The organism is Streptomyces sp. NPDC001914, from assembly GCF_042891215.1.
Taxonomy (GTDB): domain Bacteria; phylum Actinomycetota; class Actinomycetes; order Streptomycetales; family Streptomycetaceae; genus Streptomyces.
Window position 1 is genome coordinate 54,822 of sequence record NZ_JBIASW010000015.1, and the last position, 15,473, is coordinate 70,294.

General features: G+C 70.1%; 12 protein-coding genes. 4 read left to right on the forward strand and 8 right to left on the reverse strand.

The annotated features are described in order from the left end of the window. The first annotated feature begins 323 nt into the window (after positions 1–323). Together gabT and ACFYYF_RS32395 are read left to right on the forward strand one after the other, a co-directional pair. A complete protein-coding gene (gene gabT / locus ACFYYF_RS32390; protein ID WP_361683024.1) occupies positions 324–1,658 on the forward strand; it encodes a 4-aminobutyrate--2-oxoglutarate transaminase in 1,335 nt (444 codons plus the stop codon). Positions 1,659–2,197: 539 nt separating this feature from the next. Further along, complete coding sequence (locus tag ACFYYF_RS32395; protein WP_388781031.1) at positions 2,198–2,848, forward strand: phosphatase PAP2 family protein; 651 nt, start codon at positions 2,198–2,200, stop codon at positions 2,846–2,848. Here the strand turns inward: ACFYYF_RS32395 and ACFYYF_RS32400 are convergent. The 8 genes from ACFYYF_RS32400 to ACFYYF_RS32435 all read right to left on the reverse strand — a co-directional run bounded on the left by ACFYYF_RS32400 (position 2,787) and on the right by ACFYYF_RS32435 (position 12,863). Then, positions 2,787–4,622, reverse strand: a complete 1,836-nt coding sequence (locus tag ACFYYF_RS32400) for a chitinase (protein WP_388781032.1) — start codon at positions 4,620–4,622, stop codon at positions 2,787–2,789. The genes ACFYYF_RS32395 and ACFYYF_RS32400 overlap by 62 nt on opposite strands. A 471-nt stretch (positions 4,623–5,093) precedes the next feature. Beyond that, entirely contained in the window at positions 5,094–5,552 is a 459-nt protein-coding gene (locus ACFYYF_RS32405) for a hypothetical protein (RefSeq protein ID WP_388781033.1), read from the reverse strand. Between the two features lie 116 nt (positions 5,553–5,668). After that, on the reverse strand, positions 5,669–7,096 hold the full coding sequence (locus tag ACFYYF_RS32410) for an NAD(P)/FAD-dependent oxidoreductase (protein ID WP_388781034.1): 1,428 nt from the start codon (positions 7,094–7,096) through the stop codon (positions 5,669–5,671). Positions 7,097–7,126: 30 nt separating this feature from the next. Further along, positions 7,127–7,927 carry an ABC transporter permease gene (locus ACFYYF_RS32415; RefSeq protein WP_361683034.1) on the reverse strand — a complete coding sequence of 267 codons (801 nt, stop codon included), beginning with the start codon at positions 7,925–7,927 and terminating at the stop codon, positions 7,127–7,129. Further along, complete coding sequence (locus ACFYYF_RS32420; protein WP_388781035.1) at positions 7,928–8,857, reverse strand: ABC transporter permease; 930 nt, start codon at positions 8,855–8,857, stop codon at positions 7,928–7,930. Then, positions 8,857–10,008 carry an ABC transporter ATP-binding protein gene (locus ACFYYF_RS32425; protein WP_388781036.1) on the reverse strand — a complete coding sequence of 384 codons (1,152 nt, stop codon included), beginning with the start codon at positions 10,006–10,008 and terminating at the stop codon, positions 8,857–8,859. Before ACFYYF_RS32425 ends, ACFYYF_RS32420 begins: the two co-directional genes overlap by 1 nt. 5 nt (positions 10,009–10,013) lie before the next feature. Beyond that, positions 10,014–11,261: a spermidine/putrescine ABC transporter substrate-binding protein gene (locus ACFYYF_RS32430; RefSeq protein ID WP_388781037.1), complete on the reverse strand. Its 1,248-nt coding sequence runs from the start codon at positions 11,259–11,261 to the stop codon at positions 10,014–10,016. Positions 11,262–11,336: 75 nt separating this feature from the next. Next, a complete protein-coding gene (locus ACFYYF_RS32435; protein ID WP_388781038.1) occupies positions 11,337–12,863 on the reverse strand; it encodes a gamma-aminobutyraldehyde dehydrogenase in 1,527 nt (508 codons plus the stop codon). A 208-nt stretch (positions 12,864–13,071) separates the two neighbouring features. On the opposite strand from ACFYYF_RS32435, the gene ACFYYF_RS32440 reads away from it, so the two are divergent. Both ACFYYF_RS32440 and ACFYYF_RS32445 read left to right on the forward strand, forming a co-directional pair. Beyond that, positions 13,072–13,653: an NADAR family protein gene (locus tag ACFYYF_RS32440; protein ID WP_388781039.1), complete on the forward strand. Its 582-nt coding sequence runs from the start codon at positions 13,072–13,074 to the stop codon at positions 13,651–13,653. A gap of 128 nt (positions 13,654–13,781) precedes the next feature. Continuing rightward, positions 13,782–15,383 (forward strand): MFS transporter, encoded by a 1,602-nt coding sequence (locus ACFYYF_RS32445; protein WP_388781110.1) that lies wholly within the window; start codon positions 13,782–13,784, stop codon positions 15,381–15,383. Positions 15,384–15,473 lie beyond the last annotated feature (90 nt).

Sequence of the window (15,473 nt, forward strand, 5' to 3'; positions counted from 1 at the left end):
CGCTCTCAGGCCAATCTAGTGGTCCGGCGGGGCGAGTTCACCGTTTACACGGCCGGGCCCGCGTTACCCGGCCGGGCCCGCGGCGGGACGGGACGACCGCGCCTCCGCTCCTCCATGTCCACCCCTCTGTCCCCGGCCATGCCCCCCGCTATGTCCACCGCGGACAACGGATTCCTCCGACAACGCCCACATGGCGCATGCCGAGCCCCCCTTCTCGGCTCTAGCCTGCGAAGAAAGAAGGCAAGCGTCCGAAAACACCCCGCCCGGACCACCCCGCATCGGCCGGGGACCGTCCGGTTCGCAAGATCATCAGGGAGCCCCTCATGACCGCACTTCCGCAGGAGCGCCGCGTCGTCACCGCCATCCCCGGCCCGAAGTCCCAGGAGCTGCAGGCCCGGCGCACCGCCGTGGTCGCAGCCGGTGTGGGGTCGGTGCTCCCTGTCTTCACCACGCGCGCCGGCGGCGGGATCATCGAGGACGTCGACGGCAACCGCCTCATCGACTTCGGTTCCGGCATCGCCGTGACGTCGGTCGGCGCGAGCGCCGAGGCCGTCGTGCGCCGGGCCTCCGCCCAGCTCCAGGACTTCACCCACACCTGTTTCATGGTCACGCCGTACGAGGGCTACGTCGCCGTCGCCGAGGCGCTGGCCGAGCTGACCCCGGGCGACCACGCCAAGAAGTCCGCCCTGTTCAACTCGGGCGCCGAGGCCGTCGAGAACGCCGTCAAGATCGCCCGCGCGTACACCAAGCGCCAGGCCGTCGTCGTCTTCGACCACGGCTACCACGGCCGTACGAACCTGACGATGGCGCTGACCGCCAAGAACATGCCGTACAAGAACGGCTTCGGTCCGTTCGCGCCCGAGGTCTACCGCGTGCCGGTCGCCTACGGCTACCGCTGGCTGACGGGCCCGGAGAACGCCGGTGCCGAGGCGTCCGCCCAGGCCATCGACATGATCAACAAGCAGATCGGCGCCGACAACGTCGCCGCGATCATCATCGAGCCGGTGCTCGGCGAGGGCGGCTTCATCGAGCCCGCGAAGGGCTTCCTGCCGGCCATCAGCCAGTTCGCCAAGGACAACGGCATCGTCTTCGTCGCGGACGAGATCCAGTCCGGCTTCTGCCGCACCGGCCAGTGGTTCGCCTGTGAGGACGAGGGCATCGTCCCGGACCTGATCACGACCGCCAAGGGCATCGCGGGCGGTCTGCCGCTCGCCGCCGTGACGGGCCGCGCCGAGATCATGGACGCCGCCCACGCGGGCGGCCTCGGCGGCACCTACGGCGGCAACCCGGTCGCCTGCGCCGGCGCGCTCGGCGCGATCGAGACGATGAAGGAGCTGGACCTCAACGCCAAGGCGAAGCACATCGAGTCGGTCATGAAGACCCGCCTCGGCGCCATGGCGGAGAAGTTCGAGATCATCGGCGACATCCGCGGGCGTGGCGCCATGATCGCCATCGAGCTGGTCAAGGACCCGGCCACCAAGGAGCCGAACCCGGAGGCGGCCGGCGCGCTCGCCAAGGCCTGCCACCAGGAGGGCCTGCTGGTCCTGACCTGTGGCACCTACGGCAACGTCCTCCGCTTCCTGCCCCCGCTCGTCATCGGCGAGGACCTCCTGAACGAGGGCCTCGACATCATCGAGCAGGCCTTCGCCCGCATCTGACGCGGACGGCCGCCGCAGCACCGGAAACCCCGATTCCGCCCACGGGCGGATTCCGCCAGGGTTCCGGTGCTGCGGCATTCCCGTGGGGGCGTGTGAAGAAGGTGTGCGAGGTGCATGGCGGGACGCGAATCCGCCTGTCGGAGGCGCACCCCCTGCCGTAGGTTCTAACCAGATCAGGGATTCACCCGCCCGCAGGGGACTGTGGGCTGCACCGGGCCGAGGCCTCCCCAGTCTCGCCTGGTCGTGCCCTCGCGCACACACCCGGAGCTTGCGGCTCCGGTTCTCCTCACCGATCGGACGGTCGCCCGCCCCAAACCCCCCGGGGCGCGCGGCATTCCGGTCCGGCGGCCGCCTCGGAACCACCCCCCCTGTTCCGGGGCGGCCGACTCCTTCTCCGGCAGACCCCTCGTGCCGCCGACCGCCTCGGCCGCCGTCCGCCTCTGGGTCTCGCTTCCGCTTCCGCCTCTTCCGATTCTTCCGCCGGCCGCCGCGGGCGGGCGCGTGCCGTGTCGGCGCCGGTCGATGGCAGGCTGTCCCCCATGTCCCGCACGCCTCTCCTGTTCGGCCTGCCCGCCGTGTGCTTCGTGCTCATCACCTGGCAGGTCGCGGTGGGCGGTCCGCTCGTGAGCCTGGACAAGCGGCTCAGCGGCGGCCTCGTGCACCCGGACCGGTACTCCGAACTGCTGGCCGACCTGGGCAGCGTCCAGGTGGCGGTCCCGGTCCTCGCCCTGGCGCTGATCGCCGTCGCCCTGCGCAACCGCGCCACCGGTCTGGACCGATGGTGGCTGCCCCCGGCCGCCGCCGCGGCGCTGATGCTCGTCGTCCCCGCGGTGATCGTGCCCCTGAAGGAACTCGTGGCCCGGCCGGGCCCCCCGGTCATGGGGCCCGGTACCGGCTTCTATCCCTCGGGGCACACCGCCACCGCCGTCGTCGCCTACGGCGCGGCGACGCTGCTCCTCCTTCCGCTGCTCCGCACCGCGGGCGCCCGTGGCGCGCTGCTGTGCGTGTGCGTGGCCCTGAACGCGGGCGTGGCCTTCGGCCTGGTACGGCGCGGCTACCACTGGCCACTGGACGTGGTGGCCAGTTGGTGCCTCTGCGCGGTGCTGCTGTCGTCCCTGTGGCTGTTCGTCAGCCGAAGTACGCGTCGAAGTTCCGCGAGAACTCCCAGCCTCCGAACCGGTCCCAGTTGACCGACCACGTCATCAGACCGCGCAGACCCGGCCAGGTCCCGTGGGTCGCGTACGAGCCGCAGCTGGTCTTCTTCGTCAGGCAGTCCAGCGTCTTGGTGACCTCGGCCGGCGCGACGTAGCCGTTGCCCGCGTTGGTGGTGGCGGGCATGCCGATCGCTATCTGGTCGGGGCGCAGCGGCGGGAAGACGTTGTTGGCGTCGCCCGCCACCGGGAAGCCGGTCAGCAGCATGTCCGTCATCGCGATGTGGAAGTCGGCGCCGCCCATGGAGTGGTACTGGTTGTCGAGGCCCATGATCGACCCGGAGTTGTAGTCCTGGACGTGCAGCAGGGTCAGGTCGTCCCGCAGGGCGTAGATCACCGGGAGGTACGCTCCGGCGCGCGGGTCCTGGCCGCCCCACTTCCCCGTGCCGTAGTACTGGTAGCCGAGCTGGACGAAGAACGTCTCCGGGGCCATGCTCAGGACGAACTTCGAACCGTACTTGGCCTTCAGGGTCTTCAGGGCCGAGATGAGGTTGACGATCACCGGGGTGGTCGGGCTCTTGAAGTTCGTGTCGCTCGCGTCGAGGGAGAGCGAGTGGCCCTCGAAGTCGATGTCCAGGCCGTCCAGGCCATAGGTGTCGATGATCTTCGAGACCGAGGAGACGAAGGTGTCGCGGGCGGCGGTGGTGGCGAGCTGGACCTGTCCGTTCTGGCCGCCGATCGAGATCAGCACCTTCTTGCCGGCCGCCTGCTTGGCCTTGATCGCGGCCTTGAAGTCGGCGTCGCTCTCCACCGTCGGGCACTCGGTGACCGGGCAGCGGTTGAAGCGGATGTCACCCGAGGTGACCGAGGTCGGCTCACCGAAGGCCAGGTCGATGACGTCCCAGCTGTCGGGCACGTCGGCCATGCGCGTGTACCCGGCGCCGTTGGCGAAGCTCGCGTGGAGGTAGCCGACGAGCGCGTGGGCGGGCAGGTCGGAGGAGCCTCCGCCGCCTCCGCCCGAGCCCGCGGAGGTGGTCGCGGTGACGGTCGCCGACTTCGCGGACTCGCCCGCGTCGTTGGTCGCGGTGACCTGGAAGGAGTACGCGGTGGAGGCCGTGAGCCCGCTCACGGTGGCCGAGGTCCCGGTGACGCTCTGGACCTTCACCCCGTCGCGGTAGACGGAGTAGCCGGTCGCGCCGGACACCGCCGTCCAGGACAGGCCGACCGACGAGGACGTGACCGTGCCGGTCCGCAGCCCGGTCGGCGCGGCGGGGGGCTGCCCCGCGTCGACCCCGGGGCCGGTCAGCGCGAGGTCGTCGGCCCAGTAGGAGCCGGTGCCGTACCAGCCGTGCGTGTAGATCGTGACCTGCGTGGTGGACGCGCCGGTGCGGAAGGTGGTGCTGAGCTGCTGCCAGTCGGCGGCGGACGGCGTCCAGGTGCTGACGTCGGTGGTGCCGGTGCCGGTCGCGCCGAGGTAGACGTAGGCCCCGCGGACGTAACCGGAGAGCGTGTACTGCGCGTCGGGCTTCACCGTCACGGTCTGCGAGCACTGCGCGTAGTCGCTGCCGGCCGGGGTCGCCATCATCGCCGAACTGCCGCTGTGCACGGGCGAGCCGACGGCCGTGGACGCCGTACAGGTCCAGTTGCCGAGGCCCGACTCGAAGCCGCCGTTCCTGGCCAGGTTGACGTCGGCGGCCTGGGCTGCCGAGGAGATCGCCACCAGGCCGGGTACGGCCAGGACGGTGGCCGCGCAGGCGGCGAGCAGCCTTCGGCGACGGTGGGCGAGGGGTCTGTCGTGTCTGGTGCGTGCCATGAGTGCCTCCGGGCATGGGGGGAGTTGGAGGAGGAGCGCGCGCCCAACTTGGTCCAGACCAATTCGGTTGTCAAGACCCCTGACAGGCAACGGAGTTCGGCCGGCCGCCCCGAACTCCCCACACCGGCGCACGCTCCCCTCCCCCGCCGCCGCTCCCCGACACCGCCGCCGATCTCCCCCACCGCCGCCGCACCCCCGACACCCCCACCGACCTCCCTCACCGCCGCCGCACCCCCGACACCCCCACCGACCTCCCTCACCGCCGCCGCACCCCCGACACCCCCACCGACCTCCCTCACCGCCACCACCGCCACCGACCTCCCCCACCGCCGCCGCACCCCCGCCACCACCACCGACCTCCCTCACCGCCACCACCGCCACCGACCTCCCCCACCGCCACCGCACCCCCGACACCGCCACCGCCACCGCCACCGCCACCGCCACCGATCTTCCTCACCGCCGCCGGTCCCCTCACCCGCGCCGGTCCCCCTCGCCCGCGAGGCCCGCCGCGGCCTCGTGCATGGCCAGTTCGAGCAGTGCCGGATCCGTGAGCGTGCCCGAGCCGTCCGGGGCGACGAGCCAGCGGACCCCGCCGGTCGACCGCCCGGGGTAGGGCACCACGATCCAGGTGCCGACGCCCGCCGTGCGCACCCCCGTGCCGAGCCACCTGGCGGCGGTGCCCGCGGGCACGAAGAAGCCCATCCGGGCGTCGCCGAAGTCGACGAGCACCGGCCCGGGCTGGTCGAGCACCCGGGTCAGGACGTCGAGCGTCGGATAGCCCAGCTCGGCCGACAGGATCAGGACGTCCCAGGCCTTTCCCGCCGGCAGCAGCGCGACCCCTCGGGGGCTGCGCTCCCATTCCCAGCGGCAGGCCTCGGGGTCCGGTGCCACGGATGCCAGCCACTCGACCGCCGCCTTGGGCCCTGTCATGACGGAACCTCCCTCTCGTGTCGACGCGGGTCGCGTCACAGAGGAGAGGGAGGTCCGGGTCGTTCATTACGCGGGTTCGGGCGATGAATTGACAGAAGTTCAAACGGCCTGGGCGGCTAACTGTCGAAGCCGAGGCCCAGTTTGTCCATCGTCTTCAGCCACAGGTTGCGCCGGCCGCCGTGCGTGTCCGCCCGGGCCAGCGACCACTTGGTGAGCGCGATGCCGGTCCAGGCGAACGGCTCGGGCGGGAACGGCAGCGGCTTCCTGCGGACCATCTCCAGCTCGGTGCGTTCGGTGCGCTCCCCCGCCAGCAGGTCGAGCATCACCTCGGCGCCGAAGCGGGTGGCGCCCACACCGAGGCCCGTGTAGCCGGCCGCGTAGGCGACCTTGCCCTGGTGGGCGCTGCCGAAGAACGCCGAGAAACGCGAGCAGGTGTCGATCGCTCCGCCCCAGGCGTGGGAGAAGCGGACGCCCTCCAGCTGCGGGAAGCAGGTGAAGAAGTGCTCGGCGAGCTTGGCGTACGTCTCGGGCCGGTCGTCGTACTCCGCGCGCACCCGCCCGCCGTAGGGGTAGATCGCGTCGTACCCGCCCCACAGGATGCGGTTGTCGGCCGAGAGCCGGAAGTAGTGGAACTGGTTGGCCGAGTCGCCGAGCCCCTGGCGGTTCTTCCAGCCGATGGAGGCGAGCTGGTCGGCGGTCAGCGGTTCGGTCATCAGCGCGTAGTCGTAGACCGGGACGGTGTACGAACGGACGCGCCTGACCAGGTTCGGGAAGATGTTGGTGCCGAGCGCCACGCGGCGCGCGCGGACCGATCCGTACGGCGTACGGACGGCCATGCCGGCGCCGGACGGCTTCAGTTCGAGGGCGGGCGTGTGCTCGTACACCCGCACTCCGAGTTCCACGCACGCGCGCTTGAGGCCCCAGGCCAGCTTCGCCGGGTGGAGCATGGCGACCCCGCGGCGGTCGTGCAGCCCGGCCAGGAAGGTCGGGGAGTCGACCTGTTCCCGTACCGCCGCCGTGTCGAGGAACTCGATGCCCTCGGCGAGACCCCGCCGCTCCAGCTCCTGGTGCCATTCACGCAGTTCGGCCGCCTGGTGCGGCTCGGTGGCGACGTCGATCTCGCCGCTGCGCTCGAAGTCGCAGTCGAGGCAGTAGCGGGCGACGGCCGCCTCGATCTCGTCGAGGTTGCGGGCGCCCAGCTCCTCCAGCTTCCCGATCTCGTCCGGCCAGCGGGTGAGCCCGTTGGACAGACCGTGGGTGAGGGAGGCGGCGCAGAAGCCGCCGTTGCGGCCCGAGGCGGCCCAGCCCACCTCGCGCCCCTCCACCAGGACGACATCCCGCCCGGGGTCGCGCTCCTTGGCGATGAGCGCGGTCCACAGTCCGCTGTAGCCGCCGCCGACGACGAGCAGGTCGCAGGTCTCGGCGCCGGTGAGCGCGGGCTCGGGGTGGGGTTTGCCGGGGTCGTCCAGCCAGTAGGAGACCGGCTGGACGTCGGAAAGGGATTTCGTCCACTGATTACCACGGGTCATGGCGCTTGGGGCCATGATTTCAACTCCCTACAAGGGTGACGGGCGTTATGCCTTCTGCCTGTTCCGGCGATTTCCGATGATCATTCCGGACAGGACGAACAGTACGGCGACCAGGAACATGGCCGTACCGATGACATTGATCTGAACGGGTGTTCCGCGCTGTGCCGAACCCCAGACGAACATGGGGAACGTGACGGTCGAGCCCGCGTTGAAATTGGTGATGATGAAATCGTCGAAGGAGAGCGCGAAGGCGAGCAGCGCGCCCGCGGCGATTCCGGGGGCCGCGATGGGCAGCGTGACCCGCAGGAACGTCTGCGCCGGGCCGGCGTAGAGGTCCTGGGCGGCCTGTTCCAGCCTCGGGTCCATCGACATGACACGGGCCTTGACGGCCGTGACGACGAAGCTGAGGCAGAACATGATGTGGGCGATCAGGATCGTCCAGAAGCCGAGCTGGGCGCCCATGTTGAGGAACAGGGTGAGCAGCGAGGCGGCCATGACGACCTCGGGCATCGCCATCGGAAGGAAGATCAGCGAGTTCACGGCGCCGCGCGCGCGGAAGCGGTAGCGGACGAGCGCGAAGGCGATCATCGTGCCGAGGACGGTGGCCCCGATCGTCGCCCAGACGGCGATCTGGAGGCTGAGCCCGAGCGAGCCGCACATGTCGGCGACGCCGCACGGGTCCTTCCAGGCGTCCGTGGAGAACTGCTGCCACTCGTAGTTGAAGCGGCCCTTCGGTTTGTTGAAGGAGAACACCGTGACGACGACGTTCGGCAGCAGCAGATAGGACAGCGTCAGCAGTCCCGCGATGACGACGAGATGGCGCTTGAGCCAGTTGACGAAGGGCATTTAGACCAGATCCTCCGTCCCGGACCGGCGGATGTAGACCGTGACCATGAGAAGGATCGCGGCCATGAGGATGAAGGAGAGCGCGGCGGCCGTCGGATAGTCCAGGATCCGCAGGAACTGGGTCTGGATGACGTTGCCGATCATGCGGGTGTCGGTGGAGCCGAGGAGTTCGGCGTTGACGTAGTCACCGGCCGCCGGGATGAAGGTCAGCAGCGTTCCGGAGACCACGCCCGGCATCGACAGCGGGAAGGTGACCTTGCGGAAGGTCGTCCAGGGCCTGGCGTACAGATCGCCCGCGGCCTCGTGCAGCCGGCCGTCGATGCGCTCCAGCGAGGTGTAGAGCGGCAGGATCATGAACGGCAGGAAGTTGTACGTCAGACCGCACACCACGGCCAGGGGTGTCGCGAGGACGCGGTCGCCCGCGGTCCAGCCGAGCCAGGTGGTGACGTCGAGCACGTGCAGGGTGTTGAGCGCGCCAACGACCGGGCCGCTGTCGGCGAGGATCGTCTTCCAGGCCAGGGTGCGGATCAGGAAGCTGGTGAAGAACGGGGCGATCACCAGGATCATGATCAGGTTGCGCCAGCGGCCCGCGCGGAAGGCGATCAGGTACGCCAGCGGGTAGCCGAGCAGCAGGCACAGGACCGTGGCGGCAGCCGCGTAGGAGACCGAGCGCAGGAACTGCGGCCAGTACTCGGCGAGCGCGTCCCAGTAGGTCGCGAAGTGCCAGGTGACCTTGTAGCCCGCCTCCAGGGAGCCCGTCTGCACGGACGTGGAGGCCTGGTAGACCATCGGCAGCGCGAAGAAGACGACGAGCCACAGGAGTCCGGGCAGCAGCAGCCAGTACGGGACGAGGCGGCCCCGCTTCTTCGGCGGCTTCGCCTCGGTCTTCGGCGCGAGGGGTGGCGCTTCGGCCTCGGTGACGGTGGCCATCAGGCGGCCTCCTCCTCGGCCGTGTCGACGCCCGCGTCGATGTCCTGGGCGGCGTCCAGGCCGAAGGTGTGCGCCGGACTCCAGTGCAGGACCACGTCCGCGCCGGGGACGAGGCGGGAGTCGCGCTCGATGTTCTGGGCGTAGACCTCGAACTCGGGGCAGACGGCGCTGTCGATGACGTACTGCGTGGAGACGCCGATGAAGCTGGAGTCGGCGATCTTGCCGGTGATCCGGTTGCGGCCGGCGGGTATCTCGCCCGCGTCGTCGGCGTGCGTGAGGGAGATCTTCTCCGGGCGGATGCCGACGAGCACCTTGCCGCCGGCCTGGGCCGGGGCGGAACATCGCGCCTGGGGCAGCACCAGCTTGCCGCCGCCCGCCTTGAGCACGACGTCCTCGCCGCTCCTGGTGTCCACCTCGGCCTCGATGAGGTTCGAGGTGCCGAGGAAGTTGGCGACGAACGTGGTCTGCGGGTTCTCGTACAGGTCGGCGGGCGAGCCGAGCTGCTCGACACGGCCCGCGTTCATCACGGCGACCGTGTCGGCCATGGTCATGGCCTCCTCCTGGTCGTGCGTGACGTGCACGAAGGTGATGCCGACCTCGGTCTGGATCCGCTTGAGCTCCAGCTGCATCTGGCGGCGCAGCTTGAGGTCGAGGGCGCCCAGCGGCTCGTCGAGCAGCAGCACCTTGGGGTGGTTGATCAGCGCGCGGGCGACCGCGACGCGCTGCTGCTGGCCGCCGGAGAGCTGGTGGGGTTTCTTGCGCGCCTGCTCGCCGAGCTGGACGAGGTCGAGCATCTCCTCGACCTGCTTCTTGACGCTCTTGATCCCGCGCCGGCGCAGGCCGAAGGCGACGTTCTCGAAGATGTCCAGGTGCGGGAAGAGCGCGTACGACTGGAAGACGGTGTTCACCGGCCGCTTGTAGGGCGGCAGGTTCGTCACCTCCTGGTCGCCGAGGTAGACGGTGCCGGAGGAAGGTTCCTCCAGACCGGCGATCATGCGCAGGGTGGTGGTCTTGCCGCAGCCCGAGGCGCCGAGCAGGGCGAAGAAGGAGCCCTGCGGCACGGTCAGGTCGAGCGGGTGCACGGCCGTGAAGGAGCCGTAGGTCTTGCTGATCCCGGTGAGGCGGACGTCGCCGCTGTTCTCTGTCGTCATGATCGTCACGCCCCTGTGAGCTTCGCGAACTTCTCTTCGTAGGCCGTCTCTTCCTTCTGGCTCAGCGCGCGGAAGGAATGGGACCGGGCCTGCATGGCCTTGTCAGGAACGATCAGCGGGTTGTTCGCCGCGTCCTGGTCGATCTTGGCGAGGTAGGGCTTCACTCCTTCGACCGGAGTCGCGTAGTTGATGTACGCGGCGAGCTCGGCGGCCTGCTGCGGCTCGTAGTAGAAGTCGATCAGCCGCTCGGCGTTCGTCTTGTGACGCGCCTTGTTGGGGACGAGCAGGTTGTCGGTCGACGTCATGTAGCCGCTGTCCGGGATCACGAAGTCGATCTCCGGGCTGTCGTTCTTGAGCTGGACGACGTCTCCGGCCCAGGCCACACAGGCGGCGATGTCGCCCTTGGTCAGGTCGGACGTGTAGTCGTTGCCCGTGAAGCGGCGGATCTGGCCCTTGTCGACGGCCTTCTGGAGCCGGGCGATCGCCGCGTCGAAGTCGTCGTCGGTGAACTTCGACGGGTCCTTGCCCATGTCGAGCAGGGTCATGCCCATGGTGTCGCGCATCTCCGACAGGAACGAGACGCGGCCCTTGAGCTTGGGGTTGTCGAGGAGGTCGGAGACCGACTTCACCTCGATGCCGTCGAGCGCCTTCTTGTTGAAGGCGATGACGGTGGGGATGCCCTGCCAGGGGTACGAGTAGGCGCGTCCCGGGTCCCAGTCGGGGTTGCGGAACTGCGGCGACAGGTTGGTGTACGCGTGCGGCAGGTTGGACGGGTCGAGCTTCTGCACCCAGCCCAGGCGGATCACGCGCGCGGCCAGCCAGTCGGTGAGGACGATCAGGTCACGGCCGGTGTCCTGGCCGGCGGCGAGCTGCGGCTTGATCTTGGCGAAGAACTCGTTGTTGTCGTTGATGTCCTCGGTGTACTTGACCGAGATCCCCGTCCGCTTGCGGAAGGTCTCCAGCGTCGGGTGGTGCTTGCCGCTGTCGTCGAGGTCGATGTACTCGGTCCAGTTGGAGAAGCTGAGGGTCTTCTCCTTGGCCGAATGGTCCTCCGACGAGACGCTGCCCTGGGTCTTGCCGGCCGCGGGAATGCCGCAGCCGCTCAGCGCCCCGAGTCCGCCGACGGCCAGCGCGCCGCCCGCCGAGGCGCGCAGCAGTGAACGACGGGTGAGGGACGCCCTGCCGTTGCGGAGGCTGCGCCGCATCGCGGCCAGTTGCACCGGGGACAGGCGTTCGGGCTCGTACTGCTCCATGCTCTGGTGCCCTTTCGAGAGGGTCGCGGCCGTGGTCGCGGCCTGGTCTGCCACAGGGCCGTGGGCGGTGAACGCCTACGGCCGGTCCCCGAAGACCGTGCGGTGCCAGTCCTTCCTGGCGACCGCGGTGTTGTCGAACATGACGTGCTTGACCTGTGTGTACTCCTCGAAGGAGTAGGCGGACATGTCCTTTCCGAAGCCGGATGCCTTGTAACCGCCGTGCGGCATCTCGCTGATGATCGGAATGTGGTCGTTGACCCACACGCAGCCGGCCTTGATCTCGCGGGTCGCGCGGTTGGCCCGGTAGACGTCGCGGCTCCAGGCGGAGGCGGCCAGTCCGTACGGTGTGTCGTTGGCCAGCGCGATGCCCTCGTCGTCGGTGTCGAAGGGCAGCACCACGAGCACCGGGCCGAAGATCTCGGCCTGGACGATCTCGCTGTCCTGCGCGGCGTCGGCGACGAGCGTGGGCGCGTAGTAGGCGCCGCTCTTGAGTTCTCCCTGGGGAGCCTCGCCGCCGGTGACCACGCGCGCGTAGCCGCGGGCCCGGTCGACGAATCCGGCGACGCGGTCGCGCTGAGCGTGCGAGATCAGCGGGCCGAGATCGGTGCCGGACGCGAACGGGTCGCCCACGCGGACGCTCGCCATCAGGGCGGCGGTGCGCTCGACGAACGCGTCGTAGAGCGGCCGTTGCACGTACGCGCGCGTGGCGGCCGTGCAGTCCTGGCCGGTGTTGATGAGCGAGCCGGCGACCGCGCCGTGCACGGCGGCCTCCAGATCCGCGTCGTCGAAGACGAGGAAGGGGGCCTTGCCGCCGAGTTCCAGGTGGAGGCGCTTGACGGTCGCGGTGGCGATCTCGGCGACGCGCTTGCCGACGGCGGTCGACCCGGTGAAGGACGTCATGACGACGTCGGGGTGGCCGACGAGGTGTTCACCGGCTTCCTTGCCGAGACCCGTGACGACGTTGACGACACCGTCCGGGATGCCCGCGTGGGTGGCCGCCTCGGCGAAGAGCAGGGAGGTCAGCGGGGTCAGCTCGGCGGGCTTCAGCACGATCGTGTTGCCTGCCGCGATCGCCGGGAGGATCTTCCAGGCGGCCATCTGGAGCGGGTAGTTCCAGGGCGCGATGGAACCGACGACCCCGATGGGCTCGCGGCGCACGTACGAGGTGTGGTCGCCGGAGTACTCACCGGCCGACTGGCCCTGCAGATGCCGGGCCGCGCCCGCGAAGAACGCGGTGTTGTCGATGGTTCCCGGGACGTCGAACTCGCGGGTCAGCTTGAGGGGCTTTCCGCACTGCAGCGACTCGGCCTGGGCGAACTCCTCGGCCCGCTCGGCGAGCACGGCGGCGAACCGGTGCAGCAGGTCGGACCGCTCCCCGGGGGTGGTGGCCGCCCAGCCGGGGAAGGCCGCGCGTGCGGCGGCGACGGCCGCGTCCACGTCGGCGGTGCTCGCCAGCTCGTAGGTGTACACCTCCTCGCCGGTGGCGGGGTCGACGACCGCGTGCGTGCGGCCGGAGGTGCCCTGGGTGAGACGGCCTCCGATGAACTGCGCGCCGTCCGCGAGGCGTTCCTGCGCCTGGAAGCGATGGCCCGGATTGTGCATGTCGCTCTCCTCCGCCGTCCTCCCCGTCGAGACGGGGGTCGGCGTAGCTCCAGCTCGATTTGAGTGCCGATCCTGGCAGAGCAAAGGGACTCCAACAAGTGATTCCGTTGTTGCCTTTTGGTTACGCGACGGAATCCTTTGACCAGGTGTCGAGTCCTCCCGGAAAAGGCGGGACGGTGTGTCAGTGGTGCGTGCCAAAGTGGCGTGCATGGGGACGATCGATACGCGGGACGCGCTGATCAGTGCTGTCGAGGCGGGGACGCCGGTGAAGTACCTGCACTTCTGGGGGCACCGCCCGAGGCCGGACGGCTCGGTGGGACCGAGCTGTCTCAGCCAGTGGTGGCCGTCACCCTTCGTGGCCGAAGGGGTCGCCTACGCCACGGCCGAGCACTGGATGATGGCGTCCAAGGCGCGCCTCTTCCGTGACGCCGAGGCCGAGCGGCAGGCCGTCGGCGCGGCGAACCCCGCGCTCGCCAAGAAGGCCGGGCGGCTGGTGCGCGGCTTCGACGAGACCGTCTGGCGGCGCGAGCGGTTCCGGATCGTCGTCGAGGGCAGCGTCCACAAGTTCTCCGCCGACCCCGGCCTGCGGGCGTTCCTGCTGGGCACGGGCGGGCGGGTACTGGTGGAGGCGAGCCCCATGGACCGGGTCTGGGGCATCGGACTCGCCGCGAACGACGAGGGTGCCTTCGACCCCCGCCGCTGGCGCGGCGAGAACCTGCTGGGGTTCGCCCTGATGGAGGCACGCGAGCGGCTGCGCTCCGCGGACGCGCCCGCGGCGACGGACGCCTAGAAACCGGGCCCGGGGGCGGGGTGCGGGATCGGGGCGGCGGTCCCCGGATGCCGGGGCGGCCGCCCCTGCGGGTGGCGGTACGGGATGCGGCGGCATCCTGACCGGCCAAAACTGTCCGTGTGAGTGGCATGTACGCAGAGCAGAACCACGTCCCGTCCAGCGCGTCCCGCGCGCCACGCCAGTCGCTGGCACTGGCGGCGATGCTGTTCGCGGTGGCGATGACGTTCATCGACCAGACGATCGTCTCCATCGCGGCGCCGGACATCGTCCGCGAGCTGGGGCTCTCGGCGTCCGGCATGCAGTGGGTGGTGAACGCCTACCTGCTGTCGCTGGCCGCCTTCTTCGCCCTCGGCGGGCGGCTCGCCGACCTGCTCGGGCCACGCCGCGTCGTGATCGTCGGCACCCTGGTCTTCGTCGTCTCGTCGGTGCTGTGCGGCTGTGTGCCCAAGGGGGACTTCGCCCAGACCTGGCTGATCGTCTTCAGGGCGACCCAGGGACTGGGGGCCGCCCTCCTGTTCCCCGCGGCACTGGCCGTGGTCGTGGCCGTGTTCCCCGTGGAGCGGCGCGGCCGGGCCCTGGCGCTGTTCTTCGGACTGTCGGGAGCGCTGACGGCCATCGGGCCGCTGCTGGGCGGCTGGCTCACGGCGTGGACCTGGCGGGCGATCTTCTGGGTCAACGTGCCCGTCGCCGTGGTGGCGCTCGTCCTGACCGTGCTGGCGCACATCCCCGACCGGCGGCGCGACGAGTCGCTGGACGTCGTCGGGGCCGTGCTCATCGCGGTGGGCATGGGCGTGAGCGTGCTCGGCTTCCAGCAGGCCGGATTCTGGGGCTGGGACAGCGTGGCGACCTGGGTCTGCATCGTGGGCGGCCTCCTCGTCCTGGTCGCGTTCTGCCGCTACGAACGGGACCGTCTCCATCCGCTGGTCAACCTGGAGGTCTTCCGGGACAAGGCGTTCACCGTGGACGCCCTGGTGCTCTTCTTCGCCATGCTGGCCTTCGTCCCGGTCTTCTTCTTCGCCTCGGTGTACGCGCAGGTCTCCCTCAGCGCCTCCCCCAACCAGGCGGCGCTCTACCTGCTGTACTTCTTCGCGGGCTTTGCCATCGCCTCCCAGTGGGGCGGACGCATGCTCGACCGGCAGGGACCGCGGCCCGCCCTGAAGATCGGCACCATCCTGGGCGCGGTCGGGTTCTACCTCTGGGCCGGCAAGCTGACCGACCTGTCCATGCACGACCAGTGGCCCTACGTCGCCCTCGCGGGAGCCGGGATCGGGTTCATCCTGGCGCCCGCGTCCACCGACGCCGTCAACCGGTCCATCGGGGCCTCCTACGGTGAGGTCACCGGCATCACCCAGACCGTCCGCAACTACGCGGCCAGTGTCGGCCTGGCCGTCTTCGGGACGATCCTGACGCACAGGACGACGGAGAACGTCGTCTCGACGCTCACGTCCCACGGCCTGTCCTCGGCCAGGGCCCACGACGTCGCCGACGACATCGCCCAGGCCGTCACGGGCAACGCGGACGCGAGTCAACCGACGGGTACGGGCGCGGCCGCCTCGACCATGCGCGAGGTGATGTCGGACGTCCGGATGGATTTCGCCGAGGCCAATCAGTGGGTCTTCTACGGCATGGCGATCGCGCTCGCCGTCGGCTTCCTGTGCGCCCTGCGCCACCCCGGGGGCCGCGGCGGGACGACGGAGCAGGAGGAAACGCCGCCGAAGCCGACCGGCTGACACCGCGGCCGGGGCGGTACGCGGGGACGCCGGCCGGAGACCGGACCACCCTCGTGCCGGCCGGAGACCGGACCACCCGCGCGCCGACCG

Coding starts and splice junctions, on each gene's coding strand:
- ACFYYF_RS32445 (WP_388781110.1), top strand. CDS start 13,782: ATGTACGCAGAGCAGAACCACGTCCCGTCCAGCGCGTCCCGCGCGCCA.
- ACFYYF_RS32405 (WP_388781033.1), bottom strand. CDS start 5,552: ATGACAGGGCCCAAGGCGGCGGTCGAGTGGCTGGCATCCGTGGCACCG.
- ACFYYF_RS32395 (WP_388781031.1), top strand. CDS start 2,198: ATGTCCCGCACGCCTCTCCTGTTCGGCCTGCCCGCCGTGTGCTTCGTG.
- ACFYYF_RS32425 (WP_388781036.1), bottom strand. CDS start 10,008: ATGACGACAGAGAACAGCGGCGACGTCCGCCTCACCGGGATCAGCAAG.
- ACFYYF_RS32420 (WP_388781035.1), bottom strand. CDS start 8,857: ATGGCCACCGTCACCGAGGCCGAAGCGCCACCCCTCGCGCCGAAGACC.
- ACFYYF_RS32430 (WP_388781037.1), bottom strand. CDS start 11,261: ATGGAGCAGTACGAGCCCGAACGCCTGTCCCCGGTGCAACTGGCCGCG.
- gabT (WP_361683024.1), top strand. CDS start 324: ATGACCGCACTTCCGCAGGAGCGCCGCGTCGTCACCGCCATCCCCGGC.
- ACFYYF_RS32415 (WP_361683034.1), bottom strand. CDS start 7,927: ATGCCCTTCGTCAACTGGCTCAAGCGCCATCTCGTCGTCATCGCGGGA.
- ACFYYF_RS32435 (WP_388781038.1), bottom strand. CDS start 12,863: ATGCACAATCCGGGCCATCGCTTCCAGGCGCAGGAACGCCTCGCGGAC.
- ACFYYF_RS32440 (WP_388781039.1), top strand. CDS start 13,072: ATGGGGACGATCGATACGCGGGACGCGCTGATCAGTGCTGTCGAGGCG.
- ACFYYF_RS32400 (WP_388781032.1), bottom strand. CDS start 4,622: ATGGCACGCACCAGACACGACAGACCCCTCGCCCACCGTCGCCGAAGG.
- ACFYYF_RS32410 (WP_388781034.1), bottom strand. CDS start 7,096: ATGGCCCCAAGCGCCATGACCCGTGGTAATCAGTGGACGAAATCCCTT.